Here is a 15455-nt window from a genome sequence, read left to right on the forward strand (position 1 = left end):
TCAAGGCTATTTACTGAGGGCCACCAGACCACGGGTCAAGGCTCGACCGAGAAGTTAAAACCGTCAGACATCATGTGCCCGTCATCCGATAGGCCACGCCAGCGCACCTGGTAATCCCCAGCCGAAAGAATGTCACTGGGCTTTACGAAGTAGCGATCGACCTGTTCACTGCCTGGCTGACCATCAAGAGGAACGGGGCCGTCCGGGCCTGCCACTTCAAACTGGGTGATGCGCATCATGCCACCAAACTCGATGCCAATCTCTGCTGGGGAATCCTGAATGGTGACGCCATCCTTAGGCGAAGTGCTTGCGCCCCCTTCATGGGCCAACACTGGGCTTGCGAGCGACAGCAACAGCGTTGCTAAGGTAGCGTGAATAATAGGGAGCGAAGTCGTCTTCTTTTGCATACCGTTTCCTTATATTTTTTTAGGCTTGAATGGTTCGTCGCGGAGGCTTCAAATCTGATTCGGTTGAGCCTTCAGACATCGTTCATTTGCCCTATTTGACGAACAAGGCACATGGCATCTTGCTCTTAAAGAACCAAGAGAGCATTCATGGATTCTTTGGCTGCTGGGTTTTCGCTTATTGGGTGAAGATGTATTTGAGCAGCATTTGTACGCGCTCTTCTTCATGGAACTGAGTCGGTGTTATAGCGTGCCAACCTGAAACAGAGCTGAAAATGGCGGAAAAAATGATCTGAAAAGGAGTCTCCAGTAAAGCCGGAGCGGTTCAGTATTGGCAAAGCATCATGAAAGTCCGCCCGCCATCTATTAGGTAGTGTTGCACTCAGAGACTGCACCCACCTTGCGGTTTATTACTTTTTGTACCAAGTTTTAGACAGCATATTCAGTCTACATTCAAGATTGTTATCTACGCTCGTACATATGTGCAGGTCAAATCTACTACTTTGTAATTTACGGCAAGGATCTGCTGGCTAATGACGCGAGGGATTCGCATGGAACTGTTGACTCTGCTTATTGTTTTATTACTGAGCTTAGGCGCCGGCCTGCTAGTGCAGTGGCTGCCTATGCGCCACCAGCCGATAGCCACCTACCCGCAGCGCGCGCCTTTTCTAGGCGGTGGTACGCCAGATAGCCACGCCTGGAGCCGCTATCACGTCCGCTATTATCCCATGACGCTGCTGCTGATCGCCTTCGAAATGGAGATGATGTTCATGTATCCATGGGCGGTTGTCTTCGTAGAGAAGGGCATGATGGCAGTAATGGAGATGGGCATGTTCCTGGCCATCCTGTCGGTTGGCATTGTTTACGCCTGGCGTGAGGGGGTATTCAAGTGGCAGTGAACTGGCTACGGAAACTCGCTTCGCATAAGCGGGCTCCCGTATTTCCTGTGCTGGGCAAGCAGGGCGATAAAGCGCTGCGGTACCTCGCGCTATCGCCGGAAATCGAACTGGTCGATTCGCCACGCCACGCCAGTGTGTTGCTGATTGCGGGGGAGGTTCCGGCTGATAGATTAGAGCCTCTACGTCGTGTTCACGATCAGTTGCCTGATCCTTTCACTACGCTGTGGTTTCGTAACGAACCGTGGCCTCATCTTGAAAACGTGGATCGGATCGATGATCTCACCGATTTACCTGCGGCTCTAACCAAAGCACATCGTGAACTGATGACAGGCCAGCGTGACAGTGGATGCCGCATCTTGTCGGATAGACCGCCCAATCCTTGGAAAGGTGAAGGAGACTTCGGCCAAGGTGGCGAAGGCATGATGGGTGGAGTGCCCTACGGGCGGCCCATGGCCATGAATATGCAGGACGATATCAGCGATGGTTTGACGCTGGATTCGCTGACTTTTCGGCTCGGGCCGTTCTTCATGGCATTTCCGCCCGGCATGGCAGCGGAGGTTACGTTGCAGGGGGATCTGGTTCAGTCATGGGAAACGCAGTTGGAGCCGTATCCGCAACGCCTCGACGCGGTGTTTTTCAACGCTCGGAAGCACCCCGTCCCCATCGCCGAGATTGAGCTCGCACGGGCCCGTCATCATCTGCAGCGCCTGTACCATGCGCTGCATCTTGCTGGGCTGGAAGCACTCAGCCTAAGTTCCTTGCGCCTGGCATACGGTTTGTCGACATCAAGCACGCTAGATGGGCTACGTCGACGCCTGGTTCGCAGTGGCTTCTTTCATCTGGCTGCTGTAGGCGGTGGTGTGCTCAATACAGAGCAGGCCCGACAGTTTGGCGGGCCTGCCGCTCGTGCTGCCGGGCTGGCTGATGATTTGCGTTCACACGATGCCGGTTATCGCCGTCTAGGGTTTTCCCCCGTATGCCAGGACGGAGGAGGAGTCTCGGCCCGTTGGAAGCAAATCTTGGACGAAGTCGAACAATCCTTAATGTTGGCACGCCAGGCCGAACGGGATGAGGTGTACACGAACGATGTGGATTGCATCGAGACGCCACGGGGGCCGTGGGACGAACAGCCTCCCGAAGATGCTAGCGCGATTCTTGACGAGGTCTTACCAGGCCTGGAGTGGGGCGATGCACTGGCTACTATTGCTAGTCTGGATATAGCGGCGGTAGCCGATGGAGGGGGCGGAACACAGTCGCCTGGTGAGTCACGGGCAGTGCCGGGAGGTTCGGGTAATGTTGTTAAGTGAGCTGATCCTGCCAGTACTGATGGTGATGTTCATGCTGACTGTCGGCGCCTACGTCGTAGCGGTGCTTGATCGGCTTATTGCCGGTGCATTCGGCGCCCCTCAGGCAGGCCGTGTCTGGCTTGCTCCCATGGCCCGGGGGGCTTGGCTGATGACCCAACACGCCAATGCCACCGAAGCACCGGACTGGCAGGCCTGGCGGCTGGCGCCGGCACTGTATTTGGCGTTGGCTGCTATCGGACTGGCCGTGGTGCCGTGGTCGGAGTCGCTGGTCGCCACTGACTTGGTCACCAGCGTGGTGCTGTGGGGCAGCGTGGAAGCATTAGCGACAGTGGTTATCTTCTTGCATGGCTGGTCGGCAAACGCGCTGCTGGCACTCATCGGCGGCTACCGTTATGTGGCGCTAGGGCTCTCTTACATCCTGATCAGCATGTTTGTGCTAATTGGCGTGGCATTGCCGGCCGAATCGCTACAGTTCACCCAAGTGGTCGCCTCGCAAGAAGCGCTGTGGAATGTCATACGCCAACCGCTGGGGTTGCCATTGTTTCTGATTGTCGGCCTAGGCATGACCTTCTGGGGCCCGCTCAACCTTGCTGATTCGAAGGACCTGGCTGGAGGAACGGCTTCTGAGATCTCTGGGCCACCTCGGCTGGTCTGGGATGTGGCTCGGGCGGCCATGTTGGTTGCTTTCAGTGGTGTGGCAGCAAGTGCTTTTTTAGGTGGCTGGATGGGACCTTGGCTACCCGGTCCGTTATGGGTGGCCATCAAGATGCTGGCAGTGCTACTCGTGTTGCTATTGCTTGGACGGGTACTGCCGCGTATTGCCCCTGAGCGCTGCGTCACCTTGATGTGGGTGGTGCTGTTACCACTGTCGTTTATCGACCTGGTGTGGGCTGGCATAGGGGCGCTGCTATGAATCACGGCATTGGCATTGATATCACGTTTCTGTCATTGGCCACGCTCGCGGTGGTCACCGGATGGCGAGTGTTTCGTACCGATTCCATGGTACGCGCCTCCTTTTTCCTGCTGGTGTCGTTCATCGCCGTAGGCGTGATCATGATTCTGCTGGCAGCGGAATACCTGGGCGTGGCGATGTTCTTCATGATGGCTGTGGAGATGACGGTCATGGCGCTGTTCATGGTCATGTTCATGATGAATCCTGCCGGCCTTAACCCGATGAATATGGTTCACCAGGAGCGTATCTCTATCGGGGCGGGGATTGTCGGCTTCCTGGTATTGGGCGCCATGGCGCTATTGGCTGCCTTTCCTGACCAGCCAGTCTCGGCAGACCTTGAGCCAGTTAGATCCCTAGGTAATGAGATGCTTGGTGACTCGATGCTGATCTTCGAGTCGGCGGGCATCGTGCTTTTAACCACCATGATCGGCGTGGTGGTGTTGTCGAGTCATCGGGGCCGCTATGGGGCGGCTGCAGTGGGCTCGCTACCGCCGGGGCTGGAGCCGGGTGGCGATCCGGCGGGTAAGCCCGAGGAAAAGGACGAAGACGAAGAGGGTGGCGGACATCACCACCACTGACAAGGACAGCAAAGCAGGGAGGCTTGCATGACACTAACCACACTTTTGCTATTGGCAGCGGCACTGATTGGTATCGGGATCTATGGTGCGCTTTCCCAGCAATCGTTCGTGATGCTGATGATGGGACTAGAACTGATCCTCAATGGCGTCATGCTCGCCGCGGTGGCGTTCTGGGCCTTTAGCGGGGCTGGGGCGCCAGAAGGGCAACTGCTAACGATCATTGTTATGGCGGTGATGGCCATTGAGATGGCCATGGGATTTGCCTTGGTAGTAGCCGTCTTCCGCGGTAAGCAGGCCGACATGACCGAGTCACTGACCGGGTTGAAGCACTGATGTTGTGGTTTGTTCCTCTTTTCCCAATGCTTGCCGCCCCCGGGATGTATTGGCTTGGCAAGCGCTTGTCCGCTAGGGATAGTGGTCGAGCCGTGTTGGGCCTGATGGGGGCGGCAGTCGCTGTCGTTACCCTGCTGCTCGCGAGTGTGGCGCTCATGGGGGACTGGGGTGGTGCCTATCGCTGGAGCTCACGGATCGTCCTGTCGGTTGGGATGACACCAGCGAGCGCTGTATTTGCCATCGTCGTGCCACTGATCGCTACACTGATCATAGCCTATAGCGCCTACCATGAGTCTGAGCCCCTCAGTGAGGGCGTGCCAACGCGTCCACCCGTCAGGTTGGTCGCTCTGCTGACGGCATTTGTCGGGGCGATGGAGCTTCTCGTGCTGGCTGAGGATCTGGTAACCCTGCTGATCGCCTGGGAGCTGGTCGGGGCCTGTTCATGGGCACTGATTGCCCACGAGTGGCAAGAGGCCGACAACCTGCGGGATGCCGCCTGGGCGTTCCTGGTCACTCGCTTCGGGGATCTGGGGCTGTACATTGCAGCGGCGGCAGCGTTTGCCGGCACTGGCTCGTTTGCCTTTGCTGACCTGTCCCAACTCGATGGGTGGCTACTGGATGTGTTTGTTGCCGGCGCCGTGTTGGCTGCAGCGGCCAAGTCCGCCCAGATTCCCTTCTCGCCATGGTTGTTTGCCGCCATGTCCGGGCCAACACCGGTGTCGGCATTGCTCCACGCGGCGACCATGGTCGCCGCAGGTATCTATCTGGTGATTCGGCTGCATGCGGAGATGGCTGCCGTTGCCTGGTTTGGGCCGGTTGCCATCACGTTAGGCTTGGCCACCGCCCTGGCAGGGGGCGTCGTGGCCTATCTGCAAAGGCATGCCAAGAAGCTGCTGGCCGCCTCGACATCCGCTCAGTATGGCTTGATGTGGTTAGCGGTTGGGGCAGGCTTTCCCGGTGTCGCCCTGGTGCACTTCGTCACACACGCCTTCACGAAAGCGGCTTTGTTCCTAGCTGCCGGCATTGCCGAACGTCATGCCGGCAGCTACTCGCTAAATACGATGCGCCTTGGGCGACTGCTTCCGGGGATTGCAGTGGCGACCATGGTCGCCAGTCTGGCGCTGGCAGGGGTTATCCCGCTGGGGGCATCCTGGAGCAAGGAGGAGATCATCACTGCTGCTGGTCATCAGGCGTCCTGGCTGGCCGTGATCGCCGCCATCGCTGGTGGGCTCAGCGCGTTGTATGCAACACGCTTTCAGTTGCTCGCATTTGGACAAGGTCTGCATGGCCCCACGAAAACGGCCCCATCACAGCCAGGGCACTCCTCGGTTGAGGCCGGCTCGCTCTACCTGCTTTCGGCAGGCACGCTAGTGCTATCTCTGCTCTGGTGGCCCGGTGTGGGAAACGATCTTGCTAACCTGCTATCGATCCAGCTTCCCCAAACCAAACTGTGGGAACTGATCCTGTCGCTACTGCTGGTGACGCTAGGCATTGGCGCTGGGTTTTGGGCGGTGCGCTGTGAGGGGTCGAATCAGAGCCGACAGAGCGAGACGCATGCTGCTATGGCGAACTGGTTTGGCCTACCAGCTCTGGCAGAGCGGGGGATTGCTACCTTCATGAGGTTCAGCCATGGCTTGGCACGTTTCGATGATCGCGTAGTGGATACTGGATTACGGGGCCGCGGAGTAAGCGCTGCGATATCCTTCAGCCATGGTCTGGCACGCTTCGACGATCGAGCTGTAGATGCTGGCATCCGCACCAGCGCCCGTTTTGGCGTGTGGCTGGCCAAGGTCAGTGATCGACGTGGCGAAGGGGCATTCGATGGCGCAACGAGCCTACTAGCGAGAGGCATTGACTGGGCGGGCCAAGTAGCGCGGCAGGTCCATACCGGACAGACGCATCATTACTACACCGGTATCGCGGCAGGGTTCGCCGTAATTTTTATAATCTTGGGCATAGGAGCACTCCTTTGATTCTCACCGCAACCTTGGGCCTCCCCATGCTGGGGGCTCTCGTACTCGCCGTTTCACGCCGTTGGACAGAGACCACGGCTCGCCTGTTTGCTGTGGGGGTTTCCCTATTACCTGTATTACTGCTGGCCTGGGCTTGGCTGCAGTTCGATACCCAAGGCGCACTATTTCAATTTGTCGAAGAGGTGCCTTGGGTACCCAGCCTGGGCATGGCATACCGGCTAGGCGTAGACGGCATCGCGCTGGCTATCGCGACGATGAGTGCCTTGGTCTTCGCTGCCAGTATTGCCTATCCCATTAACACGCAGAACCAGCCTCGGCAGTACTACGCTTGGATGCTCTTTCTGCAGTCCGTGTCGCTTGGCGTCTTCCTCGCGTTGGACCTGCTGCTCTTCTATGTCTTTTTCGACCTGAGCCTGGTGGGGATGTTTTTCCTGATCGGCCGCTGGGGGCACGGTCAGGCCCAGCATTCAGCATTCAAGTTCTTTCTTTACACTTTCTGTGGTTCGCTACTGTTGTTGCTGGCATTCATCGGGCTTTATCTATCAGTCGAGCCACACACCTTTGACATGCGAGTGCTGATCGAGCAGCAGCCATTGGCGGGAGCGGGTGTGTCTGCTGGCCTGATATTTCTCGCCCTCATGCTCGGCTTCGCCATCAAGGCTCCCATCGTGCCCGTGCATACCTGGTTGCCCCAAGCGCATGTCGACGCTCCCGGACCGGCCTCGGCAGTTCTCGCCGGGGTGCTGCTCAAGATGGGCACCTACGGGATTCTGAGGATTCCGTACTCAATGATGGGGGAGACCTTTGCCCGCTACGCTCTGATTATCGCTCTCTTTGCTGTGGTTTCTATTCTCTATGGTGCCCTCGTGGCATTTGGCCAGGGAAATTTGAAACGACGCATTGCCTATACCTCTATCAATCATATGGGCTACACGGTGCTAGGGATCGCCGTGGCTGGCGCCTTGTTCCAGGATGCGGTATATGCCCGCGAGATGGCACTGATAGGGGCCACGGTAGAGATGGTGGCACACGGACTGATTACCGGGGCGCTGTTTCTGATCTGCGGCTCGTTCTGGCAGCGCACCGAGGAATACGATTTGGATAGCTATGGTGGGCTGCTCCGACAGGCACCGCTATTGGCAACGTTCGCCATACTCGCCTCGTTTGCCAGCCTGGGGCTTCCTGGTCTGGCCGGCTTCGTGGCGGAGTTCCATATCTTTGCCGGCACCTTTGCCGTCTACCCTTGGCTCGCTGTCATTGGTGTGCTGGGCATTCTGATCACGGCAGCGTTGTTTCTGCAGATGCTGCAAAAACTGTTCTTCGGGGCGATGCCGCAGCGATGGGCGAAGTTTGACGATCTGCGCCCAGCTGAGTGGGGTGTGCTCGGGGTGCTGTCGGCAAGCTTCGTGATCATCGGTATTGCGCCGCAGTTCCTGCTGACCCTCATAGAGGCTTCAGCAACGCTGTTGGTAGGAGCCCGCTGATGCCTATTGGTGATGTGTTGCCGGAAATCAGCCTGACGCTCGGTGCTGTGATTATCGTATTGTTCGCGGCTTTCGCCCGACAACATCAGCATGTCTGGGCGGCTGTACTGGCGTTGCTCACGATTGGGCTTTGTATTGGGTTGACCTTTACTCAGTGGGATGGACCGCCGCGGCTGACGTTCTCGGGTGTGTGGGCCCTGGACGGCATGGCACTCTCCAGCAAACTAGTCGTGTTGATTGCCGGCGCGCTGGTTATTGCCATGTCCCCTGAGTGGATGCAGACCGATCGCCGCCATGCCGAGTATTACGCATTGATGTTGTTCGCGTTGTTGGGTGTGATCATGATGGCGTCAGCCAGTGACACCATGGAACTGGTCGTCGGTGTGTTGCTGTCGTCGGTGGCCAGCTATCCGCTGGCTGCCTATCACCGCACCTGGGCACCCGCCCTGGAAGCTGGCATGAAGTATTTTCTGATGGGAGCCTTGACCAACACTTTACTGGCGATAGGCGTTGTCGTGTTGTTCGGCCTGACTGGTAACACAGGCTATCCAGAAATCGCACAAGGACTTTCCGTGGGTCACGACAGCCTGGCGCTAACCATCGCCACTGCCTCTATCATACTGGGCTTGTCCTTCAAGCTGGCGGCTTTTCCGGCCCACGCCTGGATGCCGGATGTAGCCCAAGGTTCCCCGGCACCGGTGGCAGCCTTCTTGACCGTAATTCCCAAGATTGGCGCTGCCGTCGCATTGGCCCGTTTCGTGTCATTAATGCCGCCGGATGTCGCCTGGCGAGCGATCGTGGCTCTGATCTCGGTCACGACCATGACGCTGGGTAACGTGGCTGCCCTTCGACAGACAGATGTACGGCGCCTGCTGGGTTGGTCATCGGTTTCCCAGTCCGGCTATGCCTTGATGGCGATCGTGGTAATGGGAACAAGCGACCAGGCCCTACCGGCGCTGGTGTTCTTTTTGGCCAGCTACGCCATTGCTAACTTGGCGGCTTTCGCTGTGGTCACCTATCTGAGAGGGCGCACCGCACTGGAGAGCTATCAGGGGCTAGCCAGACAAGCCCCTATTGCCACAACGATATTAATCGCTTCGCTACTTTCTTTAGTGGGTATCCCGCCGCTGATCGGTTTTTTTGGCAAGCTCATGTTGTTCAGCGTCACGATCGAGGGGGGATACGCTTGGCTGGCATTCGTGGCTGCCGCCAACACCGTTGTCTCGCTGTTCTATTACCTGCGCATCGTGGCGCGGATGATGTTTAGCGATACCCGACCCACTGTGCATGTACTGGTGGGCCAGTGGGCACGAACCACCATGATCGTGTCTGGCTTGCTGTTGATTGTCGGTGGGCTTGGTGCAGAAATGCTAATGGAGTTCACGGATTCGATAGGCTTTGTGCGTTAGGCCTGGCCTGCCGAATCTAGCTAAACGGAGTAATACTTAGAGGGAGTTATTTATGTCACCTATTCAAGATTTAACTATCGAAACAATCGATAGCATTCATACCAAGGAGTGGCTGCGTGCGTACCAGCGGGTCCGTGCCGCTACCGAGGCAATATGTGAGCCTCTGTATAAGGAAGACTACATGGTGCAGAGCATGCCAGACGTCAGTCCCCCCAAATGGCACATTGCTCATGTTAGTTGGTTCTTCGAAGCCTTCATCCTCAAGCCGTTTCACCCCAGCTACCTGACCCTCGACCCCGCATACGATTACCTTTTCAACTCTTACTATGAGACCCACGGTACGCCGTTTCCTCGTCCTGAGCGCGGCATGATTTCGCGCCCCACAGTGGATGACGTCTATCGCTATCGCGCGCATATTAATCAGGCCATGGAAGAATTGCTCAACGACCCTCCGCAAGAACACCTGCAGGAGATACTCCATCGTCTGGAGCTTGGGTTGCCTCACGAGCAGCAACATCAGGAACTGCTGTTCATGGACATCAAGCATATCCTGGCCCAGAACCCGCTCTGCCCAGTCTATCGAGGTGATCTTGTGTCGGCACCCGCCCATGAGGTCGGTGAACTCGGTTGGCACGCTTATCCAGCCGGAGTGCGGCAGATAGGTCATGATGCCGACGATAGCCGTTTTGCCTACGACAACGAAATGGGGCGTCATCGTCAATTCATTGAGGCTTTCCAGATCGCTGACCGTCCGGTTACCAATGGTGAATTTCTCACGTTCATGCAGGCGGGGGGATACGACAAACCTGACTATTGGCTGTCGGATGGCTGGGCCACGGTCAAGGCGGAAGGCTGGAAGGCGCCACTTTACTGGGTCGAGCGGGATGGCATCTGGCATCACTATACGTTAGGCGGGCTGGTGCCAGTGGACGTGAATGCGCCGGTTTGCCATGTCAGCTTCTACGAGGCCGATGCCTTTGCCCAATGGGCCGGTGCACGCCTACCTACTGAGGCCGAGTGGGAGGCGGTGGCTCAACATGTCCCCCTGCAGGGCAACTTCGTCGAAAAAGGCCATCTTCAGCCGGTCGCGGCTGCCCCGGTCGGCTCCAGCGAGGGGCCGAGGCAGATGTTCGGTGATGTTTGGGAGTGGACCGGAAGCGCCTATCGGCCCTATCCAGGGTTTCGCAAGTTGCCGGGCAGCTTAGGTGAATACAACGGCAAGTTTATGTCGGGGCAGATGGTGCTTCGAGGTGGCTGTTGTGCCACCCCGGAAGACCATATCCGCACGACCTATCGTAATTTTTTCCCACCTCATGCCCGTTGGGCTTTTTCCGGATTCCGTCTTGCTAAGGAGAGCTAATCATGAGCCTGGCCGTACAATTCCACGACTTGCACCCGACCCCAGCCTCAACATCGCTTCGCGATGAGATACTGACGGGATTCAGAGCCGATCAAAAGTTCGCCTCGCCAAAGTTCTTTTATGATCAGCGTGGTTCTGAGTTATTTGATCAAATTTGTGAGCAGCCAGAATACTACCCGACACGGACCGAGGAGGCGATCCTCGCGGAGGCCGCCGATGATATAGCCGAGATAGCCGGGCATGAAGCGACGTTGATCGAGCTTGGCAGCGGGGCGAGCCGTAAGGTACGACTTCTACTGGAAGCCATGCGTCCTAGCAGTTACCTGGGAATCGACATCTCGCGGGATTTTCTGCTCGACAGTACACGACGACTAGCAGCGGATTACCCATGGCTTGAAGTTCATGCCGCCTGTGCCGATTTCTGTTGCAATATGGCCTTACCGGACGGGCTATGCTGCGAAAGACCGGTCGGTTTTTTTCCTGGTTCAAGTATCGGTAATTTCGACCCCCAAGCCGCTGAAGATTTTCTTTGCGGGCTGCATTCTTTGTTACCCACCGGCAGCGGATTGTTGGTAGGAGTCGACTTGGTTAAGGATAAGCCGACCCTTGAAGCCGCCTACAACGATGCAGCTGGTGTGACGGCAGCATTCAACCTAAATCTATTGGAACGACTACGGCATGAGCTGCACGCTAAAATCGATCCCGCCAATTTTGTCCATCAGGCATTCTTCAACGAAGCACACTCTCGTATTGAGATGCATCTGGTCAGTCAGTTATCTCAAGTCGTCACTATTGAAGGGGAGCGTTTCAGTTTTCTGGAAGGCGAGACAATCCACACTGAAAACTCGTATAAATATACGGTCGAGGGGTTTCAGGCGTTGGCGGGTCGTGCGGGATTTGAGGCGCTCTCGTCCTGGACCGATGCGAATAGCTTGTTTAGCGTCCACTACCTGACGCGTGCCTAGGGGACACTGATAGCGCGACCACTACAACTCCACATTAAGCGCTGATAGGGAAGGCCAAGAACAGGCCAATCCCGGAAGCACACATAAGGGGTCGCGCCAGTTCGCGATGTCACTTCGGCGCTGAGGGTAGCCACCTTGAATTGAGGGGCGCGCTTAAGGACCATTCCTTCGTAGCAGATAGCTGCAGTGATGCCGGTGGTCGTGGCACTTAGCAGGTCTCGGTCGGTTTGATGGCACGCATGCGTTCCCGCTGAAAGAGCTGGTGAGGGCGGAGCGATCTGCCGAACCAAGCATCATTACTGACATTTACTAACTGCGCCTAAGGCAGAAGGTTTGTGACTTCGGCACCAAAGACCGCCTGTAGCAGATGAGTACCTTATGGGCAACCCCGCTGCATTCAGGGCATGCGCTTCCCGTCCTTTTTAAAATCGGCATAGGGGTACCGGGTGTTGGCAATTCCATTAGAAATGAAAAGGGGTGCTGTCTCTGAAGATGAGAGGTGGCTAGACCGCCTTTTCGGGCAATCATGGCTTTAACTTCTCCAATCGTAATGACCAAGGGGTGACCTTAACGCTGCGTATCACCAGCAATTAAGGTGAACTGAAGCGCATGATGTAAGTCTTTCGAAAGCAACGCACCACCGTAAAAAAAGTGCATGACAGGGGCTTTGGTTAGCTGGCGTGACATAGGCTGAATTGTAAATATGAAGAGAACAACAGCCTCATATGTGCCATTATTCGGGCGTTGCTACAGATGACTCAGGGAATGGAGCTTGCTCGCTTTCGTCTGCTTGGTGACGCCTTTGCTCTTGCGTCCATAAGGTCTTGAGATAATTCACCACATCGCGGATCTCGGTGGGAGCCAAAATCTCCTGGTACGCTGGCATTGTTAGCCTATCAGTTTTATTCCAGGGGTCGCGCCAACCTTCAGCAATAATTCGGTAGAGCATGGCATCAGAGTGTTTCCAGGTATGGCCCTCTGGCCCATGCGGTGGAGCTGGCAACTCACCTAGAGCATTTTGCCCTTCCCAATTGGGCATGCCTTCGCCTTGTATACCGTGGCAACTGGCACAGTATTGTCGGTAAACTTTTTTTCCGTCTTCCAACCGAGACGCATCACTTGAAGAAGGGCGGTCCTCAGCCATGGCGTGCCCTGCAATATTTAACGTCAGCCATGAGGCAATGAAAAACCAGCGCTTACGCATCGGGATAAGCCCAGGATTGGCCTTCGTCTTCACTGTGCAAAAGCTCCCCTTTCTGATTTAAACCATAGAGCGTGCCTTTGGGAGAGAGGGTGAGCGCAACGAGCACTGTGCCGTCACCAGTTACTTGTTGCCACTCTTGTCCACCCGTTTCGCTACGCCATAGGCCCTGCTGAGTAGCCACATAGACTCGCTTTGGGTTGTCAAGGCTATATGCCACATCATAGACGCTGCCAGCATCAAGTTCTCCGGTCGGTCTCCAGCCGCAAAAGCAGTCCATCGATAGACGCACCGCATCGTCAGATACCGCGTAAAGCCAGCCGGTCTGCATGCTGCCTTCCATGTCCGAGTGAACGAGTCGGTTAACCTTTTGTGAAGGGCCGCTGTCCATTTTCTTCCAGGTGTTGCCAGCATCCTCGCTTTGGTAGATGCCGTTTTCGGCAATCACCGCATAAAGTGTTTCGTCCTGGCGGCGATGCACGGTTAGCGCAGTCACCTCCCGGCTAGGTAGGTTAGCGCTGAGCTCTTGCCAGGTTTCTCCATTGTCGGTGCTACGCTGCACCCCAATTGAGGTGCCTGCAATATAGAGCGTTTGCGAGTCAGTATAGGGAACCGATACCGCTAGCAACTGGCCTTCAGTCACGTCTTCGGGCAAGGGAATCGCATTCCAAGCCATGCCTTCGTCGGTACGCTGAAATAGCTGGTTGGCCTCAATCTTAAACAGGCGTTTGCCTGTTACGTCATAATGCAATGAAAGCAACCCTTCTTCGGTTGCCAAGGCCGTACTGGTGCTGCCAAGGCTGACTGCGACCAAACCTGCCAGCAAGAAGACACGTAAAAAACGACTCTTGATGTTGTACATTTCAATATTTCCTTAAATAACCATTAACCGATAACACCGAGGGCAGGGAAAGTGCGCAATAACCAATATGACAGCTCGGATAGTTTGCCAGTGATCATTAAGCTACCCATCAGAATCATGATCAATCCAGCCGCGATATGTATAAAGCGCCCCCAGCGGCGCAAGAACTGCTGGTGCTTTATGAAGCGATCAAGTGAAAGGGCACTTAGCATGAAGGGCACGCCCAGACCCAAAGAATAAACGCCGAGCAACGCCATCCCGCTCCAGGCGTTGGCCGTGGAGGCGCTGACGGTAAGAATGGCACCCAGAATTGGGCCAATGCAGGGGGTCCAGCCAAATGCAAACGCTAAACCAAGTAAGTAAGCTGCACTGCGGGTTCCACCGACGTCCTTCAGTCGACCCATAAACCGCCATTCTTGATGAAACCAGCGCCATGGCATGAGCCCGGTCATGAAGGCGCCAAACAGGACGACGATAAGGCCACCGACTAGGTTTGCTTCTTGGCGATACACCAGCAGCAGACGACCAATGGCAGTGGAGCTGGCTCCCAGCAACAAAAAAACGGTTGAAAAACCGAGCACGAACCATATCGACTGGGTTAACACCCGCAGACGTTCTCGTCTATCCGCTTCCTGTAATTGTCCGAGCGAGCGGCCGGTCATGAAAGAAAGATAGCCAGGCACAAGTGGCAAAACACAGGGCGAAATGAACGAGATCAGGCCTGCCAGAAAGGCAGTGACCAGTCCTATATTGGCTACTTCAAGCATTACCCTTTACCCATGGCTAGGCTTGGAATTTTGATGAGGACTGCTTGATTGACTCGCTTTGATCGACTAGTTGGCGAGTGGTAGGCGCTGTTCCGGCATGCACTTCTGAAGCGTCTTCTACCCGAGCCTGAACATTGGTAGCGTCGCTTTGCTCGGTCGCTTCACCTTTTTTGTCTTTGCACTTCATCATGCATAGGCCTAATCCGCACATAATGAGACATGGCAATAGGCTCAATAGTATAGGCGCGATGCCCAGCAAAACCAGGTTATCCCAGCCAAAAGCAAGGCCGCCAGCCACTGCCACGCCACCCAGCAACATCAGGCCGCGTTGCCCTGTCAACCGGCCTTGTAGCCCCGATTTTTGTTTGTTCTGTTGGGTTTTGTCGTCACAACAACTCATGGTGCTACCTCATTATCTGGTTGCAATCATTTCGGCAAGAAAGTCGATCATGTCTTGAGTGTTCCACTCGGCTTCCCCCACGAGGCGCCCAATTTCTTTGCCTTGGCGGTCAAGTAGAAGCGTCGTGGGAATACCTACGGCCCCAAGATCTGCGCTAGCCATTCCGGTTTTATCTATATAGGGAGCCAGATGTTCAATGCCTATCTCTTGATAGAATTCATTAACAATCTCGACCCCCTTACGGTCGATCGATAAGGCGACCACCTCAAAATCATCGCTGCCAAGCTCATCTTGCAGGGCATCTAAAGTGGGCATTTCCTCTCGGCAAGGCCCGCACCATGTTGCCCAGATGTTTAGTAGAATCAGCTTTCCTTCAAAGTCAGCCAACGTGAAAGGGGTACCGTCGCTATCCTCGAAGCTGATTTGTGCCACGTCGTTGGGGGTAGCCCAGAGAAGAAACCCCTGTGGCCCTGAGCTTTCTGACGGGGTGGCCATGGCAAGGGATGTGGCAGTCATCAGAAATACAGCTACGAGATATCCTGCCAGGATGGGGAGTTTCAT

General features: G+C 55.9%; 16 protein-coding genes. 10 read left to right on the plus strand and 6 right to left on the minus strand.

The window, feature by feature from the left end:
* Positions 1 to 35: 35 nt before the first annotated feature.
* Positions 36 to 407 (minus strand): copper resistance protein CopC, encoded by a 372-nt coding sequence (locus KF947_RS13735; protein ID WP_159340858.1) that lies wholly within the window; start codon positions 405 to 407, stop codon positions 36 to 38.
* Positions 408 to 955: 548 nt separating this feature from the next.
* On the opposite strand from KF947_RS13735, the gene KF947_RS13740 reads away from it, so the two are divergent.
* From KF947_RS13740 to egtD, 10 genes are read left to right on the plus strand one after another with little or no spacing between them, the layout of a single operon-like run.
* Positions 956 to 1303 (plus strand): NADH-quinone oxidoreductase subunit A, encoded by a 348-nt coding sequence (locus KF947_RS13740; protein WP_035556078.1) that lies wholly within the window; start codon positions 956 to 958, stop codon positions 1301 to 1303.
* Positions 1294 to 2610: a hypothetical protein gene (locus KF947_RS13745; protein WP_227404208.1), complete on the plus strand. Its 1317-nt coding sequence runs from the start codon at positions 1294 to 1296 to the stop codon at positions 2608 to 2610. The genes KF947_RS13740 and KF947_RS13745 overlap by 10 nt, the downstream gene beginning before the upstream one ends.
* On the plus strand, positions 2597 to 3523 hold the full coding sequence (locus KF947_RS13750; protein WP_159340860.1) for an NADH-quinone oxidoreductase subunit H: 927 nt from the start codon (positions 2597 to 2599) through the stop codon (positions 3521 to 3523). Before KF947_RS13745 ends, KF947_RS13750 begins: the two co-directional genes overlap by 14 nt.
* Positions 3520 to 4140: an NADH-quinone oxidoreductase subunit J gene (locus KF947_RS13755; protein WP_159340861.1), complete on the plus strand. Its 621-nt coding sequence runs from the start codon at positions 3520 to 3522 to the stop codon at positions 4138 to 4140. Before KF947_RS13750 ends, KF947_RS13755 begins: the two co-directional genes overlap by 4 nt.
* Before the next feature lie 27 nt (positions 4141 to 4167).
* Positions 4168 to 4473: an NADH-quinone oxidoreductase subunit NuoK gene (gene nuoK, locus KF947_RS13760; protein ID WP_035413666.1), complete on the plus strand. Its 306-nt coding sequence runs from the start codon at positions 4168 to 4170 to the stop codon at positions 4471 to 4473.
* Positions 4473 to 6446: an NADH-quinone oxidoreductase subunit L gene (locus KF947_RS13765; protein ID WP_159340862.1), complete on the plus strand. Its 1974-nt coding sequence runs from the start codon at positions 4473 to 4475 to the stop codon at positions 6444 to 6446. Before nuoK ends, KF947_RS13765 begins: the two co-directional genes overlap by 1 nt.
* A gap of 14 nt (positions 6447 to 6460) precedes the next feature.
* Complete coding sequence (locus KF947_RS13770; RefSeq protein WP_227406300.1) at positions 6461 to 7930, plus strand: complex I subunit 4 family protein; 1470 nt, start codon at positions 6461 to 6463, stop codon at positions 7928 to 7930.
* Complete coding sequence (locus KF947_RS13775; RefSeq protein WP_159340863.1) at positions 7930 to 9339, plus strand: NADH-quinone oxidoreductase subunit N; 1410 nt, start codon at positions 7930 to 7932, stop codon at positions 9337 to 9339. The genes KF947_RS13770 and KF947_RS13775 overlap by 1 nt, the downstream gene beginning before the upstream one ends.
* Before the next feature lie 52 nt (positions 9340 to 9391).
* Positions 9392 to 10699 (plus strand): ergothioneine biosynthesis protein EgtB, encoded by a 1308-nt coding sequence (egtB, locus tag KF947_RS13780; protein ID WP_159340864.1) that lies wholly within the window; start codon positions 9392 to 9394, stop codon positions 10697 to 10699.
* Between the two features lie 2 nt (positions 10700 to 10701).
* Positions 10702 to 11664 (plus strand): L-histidine N(alpha)-methyltransferase, encoded by a 963-nt coding sequence (gene egtD, locus KF947_RS13785; protein WP_159340865.1) that lies wholly within the window; start codon positions 10702 to 10704, stop codon positions 11662 to 11664.
* A 733-nt stretch (positions 11665 to 12397) separates the two neighbouring features.
* On the opposite strand, the gene KF947_RS13790 is transcribed toward egtD, so the two are convergent.
* The 5 genes from KF947_RS13790 to KF947_RS13810 are packed head-to-tail and all read right to left on the minus strand — an operon-like array spanning position 12398 to position 15455.
* The gene (locus KF947_RS13790; RefSeq protein WP_227404209.1) at positions 12398 to 12901 is read right to left on the minus strand and encodes a c-type cytochrome; all 504 of its coding nucleotides are present in this window, start codon (positions 12899 to 12901) and stop codon (positions 12398 to 12400) included.
* On the minus strand, positions 12861 to 13727 hold the full coding sequence (locus KF947_RS13795) for a WD40/YVTN/BNR-like repeat-containing protein (RefSeq protein ID WP_159340866.1): 867 nt from the start codon (positions 13725 to 13727) through the stop codon (positions 12861 to 12863). Before KF947_RS13795 ends, KF947_RS13790 begins: the two co-directional genes overlap by 41 nt.
* Before the next feature lie 23 nt (positions 13728 to 13750).
* Positions 13751 to 14494 carry a cytochrome c biogenesis CcdA family protein gene (locus KF947_RS13800; protein ID WP_113271214.1) on the minus strand — a complete coding sequence of 248 codons (744 nt, stop codon included), beginning with the start codon at positions 14492 to 14494 and terminating at the stop codon, positions 13751 to 13753.
* 16 nt (positions 14495 to 14510) lie between these two features.
* Positions 14511 to 14894: a hypothetical protein gene (locus KF947_RS13805; protein WP_159340867.1), complete on the minus strand. Its 384-nt coding sequence runs from the start codon at positions 14892 to 14894 to the stop codon at positions 14511 to 14513.
* Between the two features lie 12 nt (positions 14895 to 14906).
* Positions 14907 to 15455, minus strand: a complete 549-nt coding sequence (locus KF947_RS13810; RefSeq protein ID WP_174788515.1) for a TlpA family protein disulfide reductase — start codon at positions 15453 to 15455, stop codon at positions 14907 to 14909.

Origin of the sequence: Halomonas sp. FeN2, assembly GCF_020595105.1 — a bacterium.
Taxonomy (GTDB): domain Bacteria; phylum Pseudomonadota; class Gammaproteobacteria; order Pseudomonadales; family Halomonadaceae; genus Vreelandella; species Vreelandella neptunia.

Excerpts from the sequence above, each read along its gene's own strand:
- KF947_RS13740 (WP_035556078.1), top strand. The coding sequence starts at position 956 with ATGGAACTGTTGACTCTGCTTATTGTTTTATTACTGAGCTTAGGCGCC.
- KF947_RS13775 (WP_159340863.1), top strand. The coding sequence starts at position 7,930 with ATGCCTATTGGTGATGTGTTGCCGGAAATCAGCCTGACGCTCGGTGCT.
- KF947_RS13755 (WP_159340861.1), top strand. The coding sequence starts at position 3,520 with ATGAATCACGGCATTGGCATTGATATCACGTTTCTGTCATTGGCCACG.
- KF947_RS13735 (WP_159340858.1), bottom strand. The coding sequence starts at position 407 with ATGCAAAAGAAGACGACTTCGCTCCCTATTATTCACGCTACCTTAGCA.
- KF947_RS13810 (WP_174788515.1), bottom strand. The coding sequence starts at position 15,455 with ATGAAACTCCCCATCCTGGCAGGATATCTCGTAGCTGTATTTCTGATG.
- KF947_RS13800 (WP_113271214.1), bottom strand. The coding sequence starts at position 14,494 with ATGCTTGAAGTAGCCAATATAGGACTGGTCACTGCCTTTCTGGCAGGC.
- KF947_RS13805 (WP_159340867.1), bottom strand. The coding sequence starts at position 14,894 with ATGAGTTGTTGTGACGACAAAACCCAACAGAACAAACAAAAATCGGGG.
- KF947_RS13795 (WP_159340866.1), bottom strand. The coding sequence starts at position 13,727 with ATGTACAACATCAAGAGTCGTTTTTTACGTGTCTTCTTGCTGGCAGGT.
- egtD (WP_159340865.1), top strand. The coding sequence starts at position 10,702 with ATGAGCCTGGCCGTACAATTCCACGACTTGCACCCGACCCCAGCCTCA.
- KF947_RS13750 (WP_159340860.1), top strand. The coding sequence starts at position 2,597 with ATGTTGTTAAGTGAGCTGATCCTGCCAGTACTGATGGTGATGTTCATG.
- nuoK (WP_035413666.1), top strand. The coding sequence starts at position 4,168 with ATGACACTAACCACACTTTTGCTATTGGCAGCGGCACTGATTGGTATC.
- KF947_RS13765 (WP_159340862.1), top strand. The coding sequence starts at position 4,473 with ATGTTGTGGTTTGTTCCTCTTTTCCCAATGCTTGCCGCCCCCGGGATG.
- egtB (WP_159340864.1), top strand. The coding sequence starts at position 9,392 with ATGTCACCTATTCAAGATTTAACTATCGAAACAATCGATAGCATTCAT.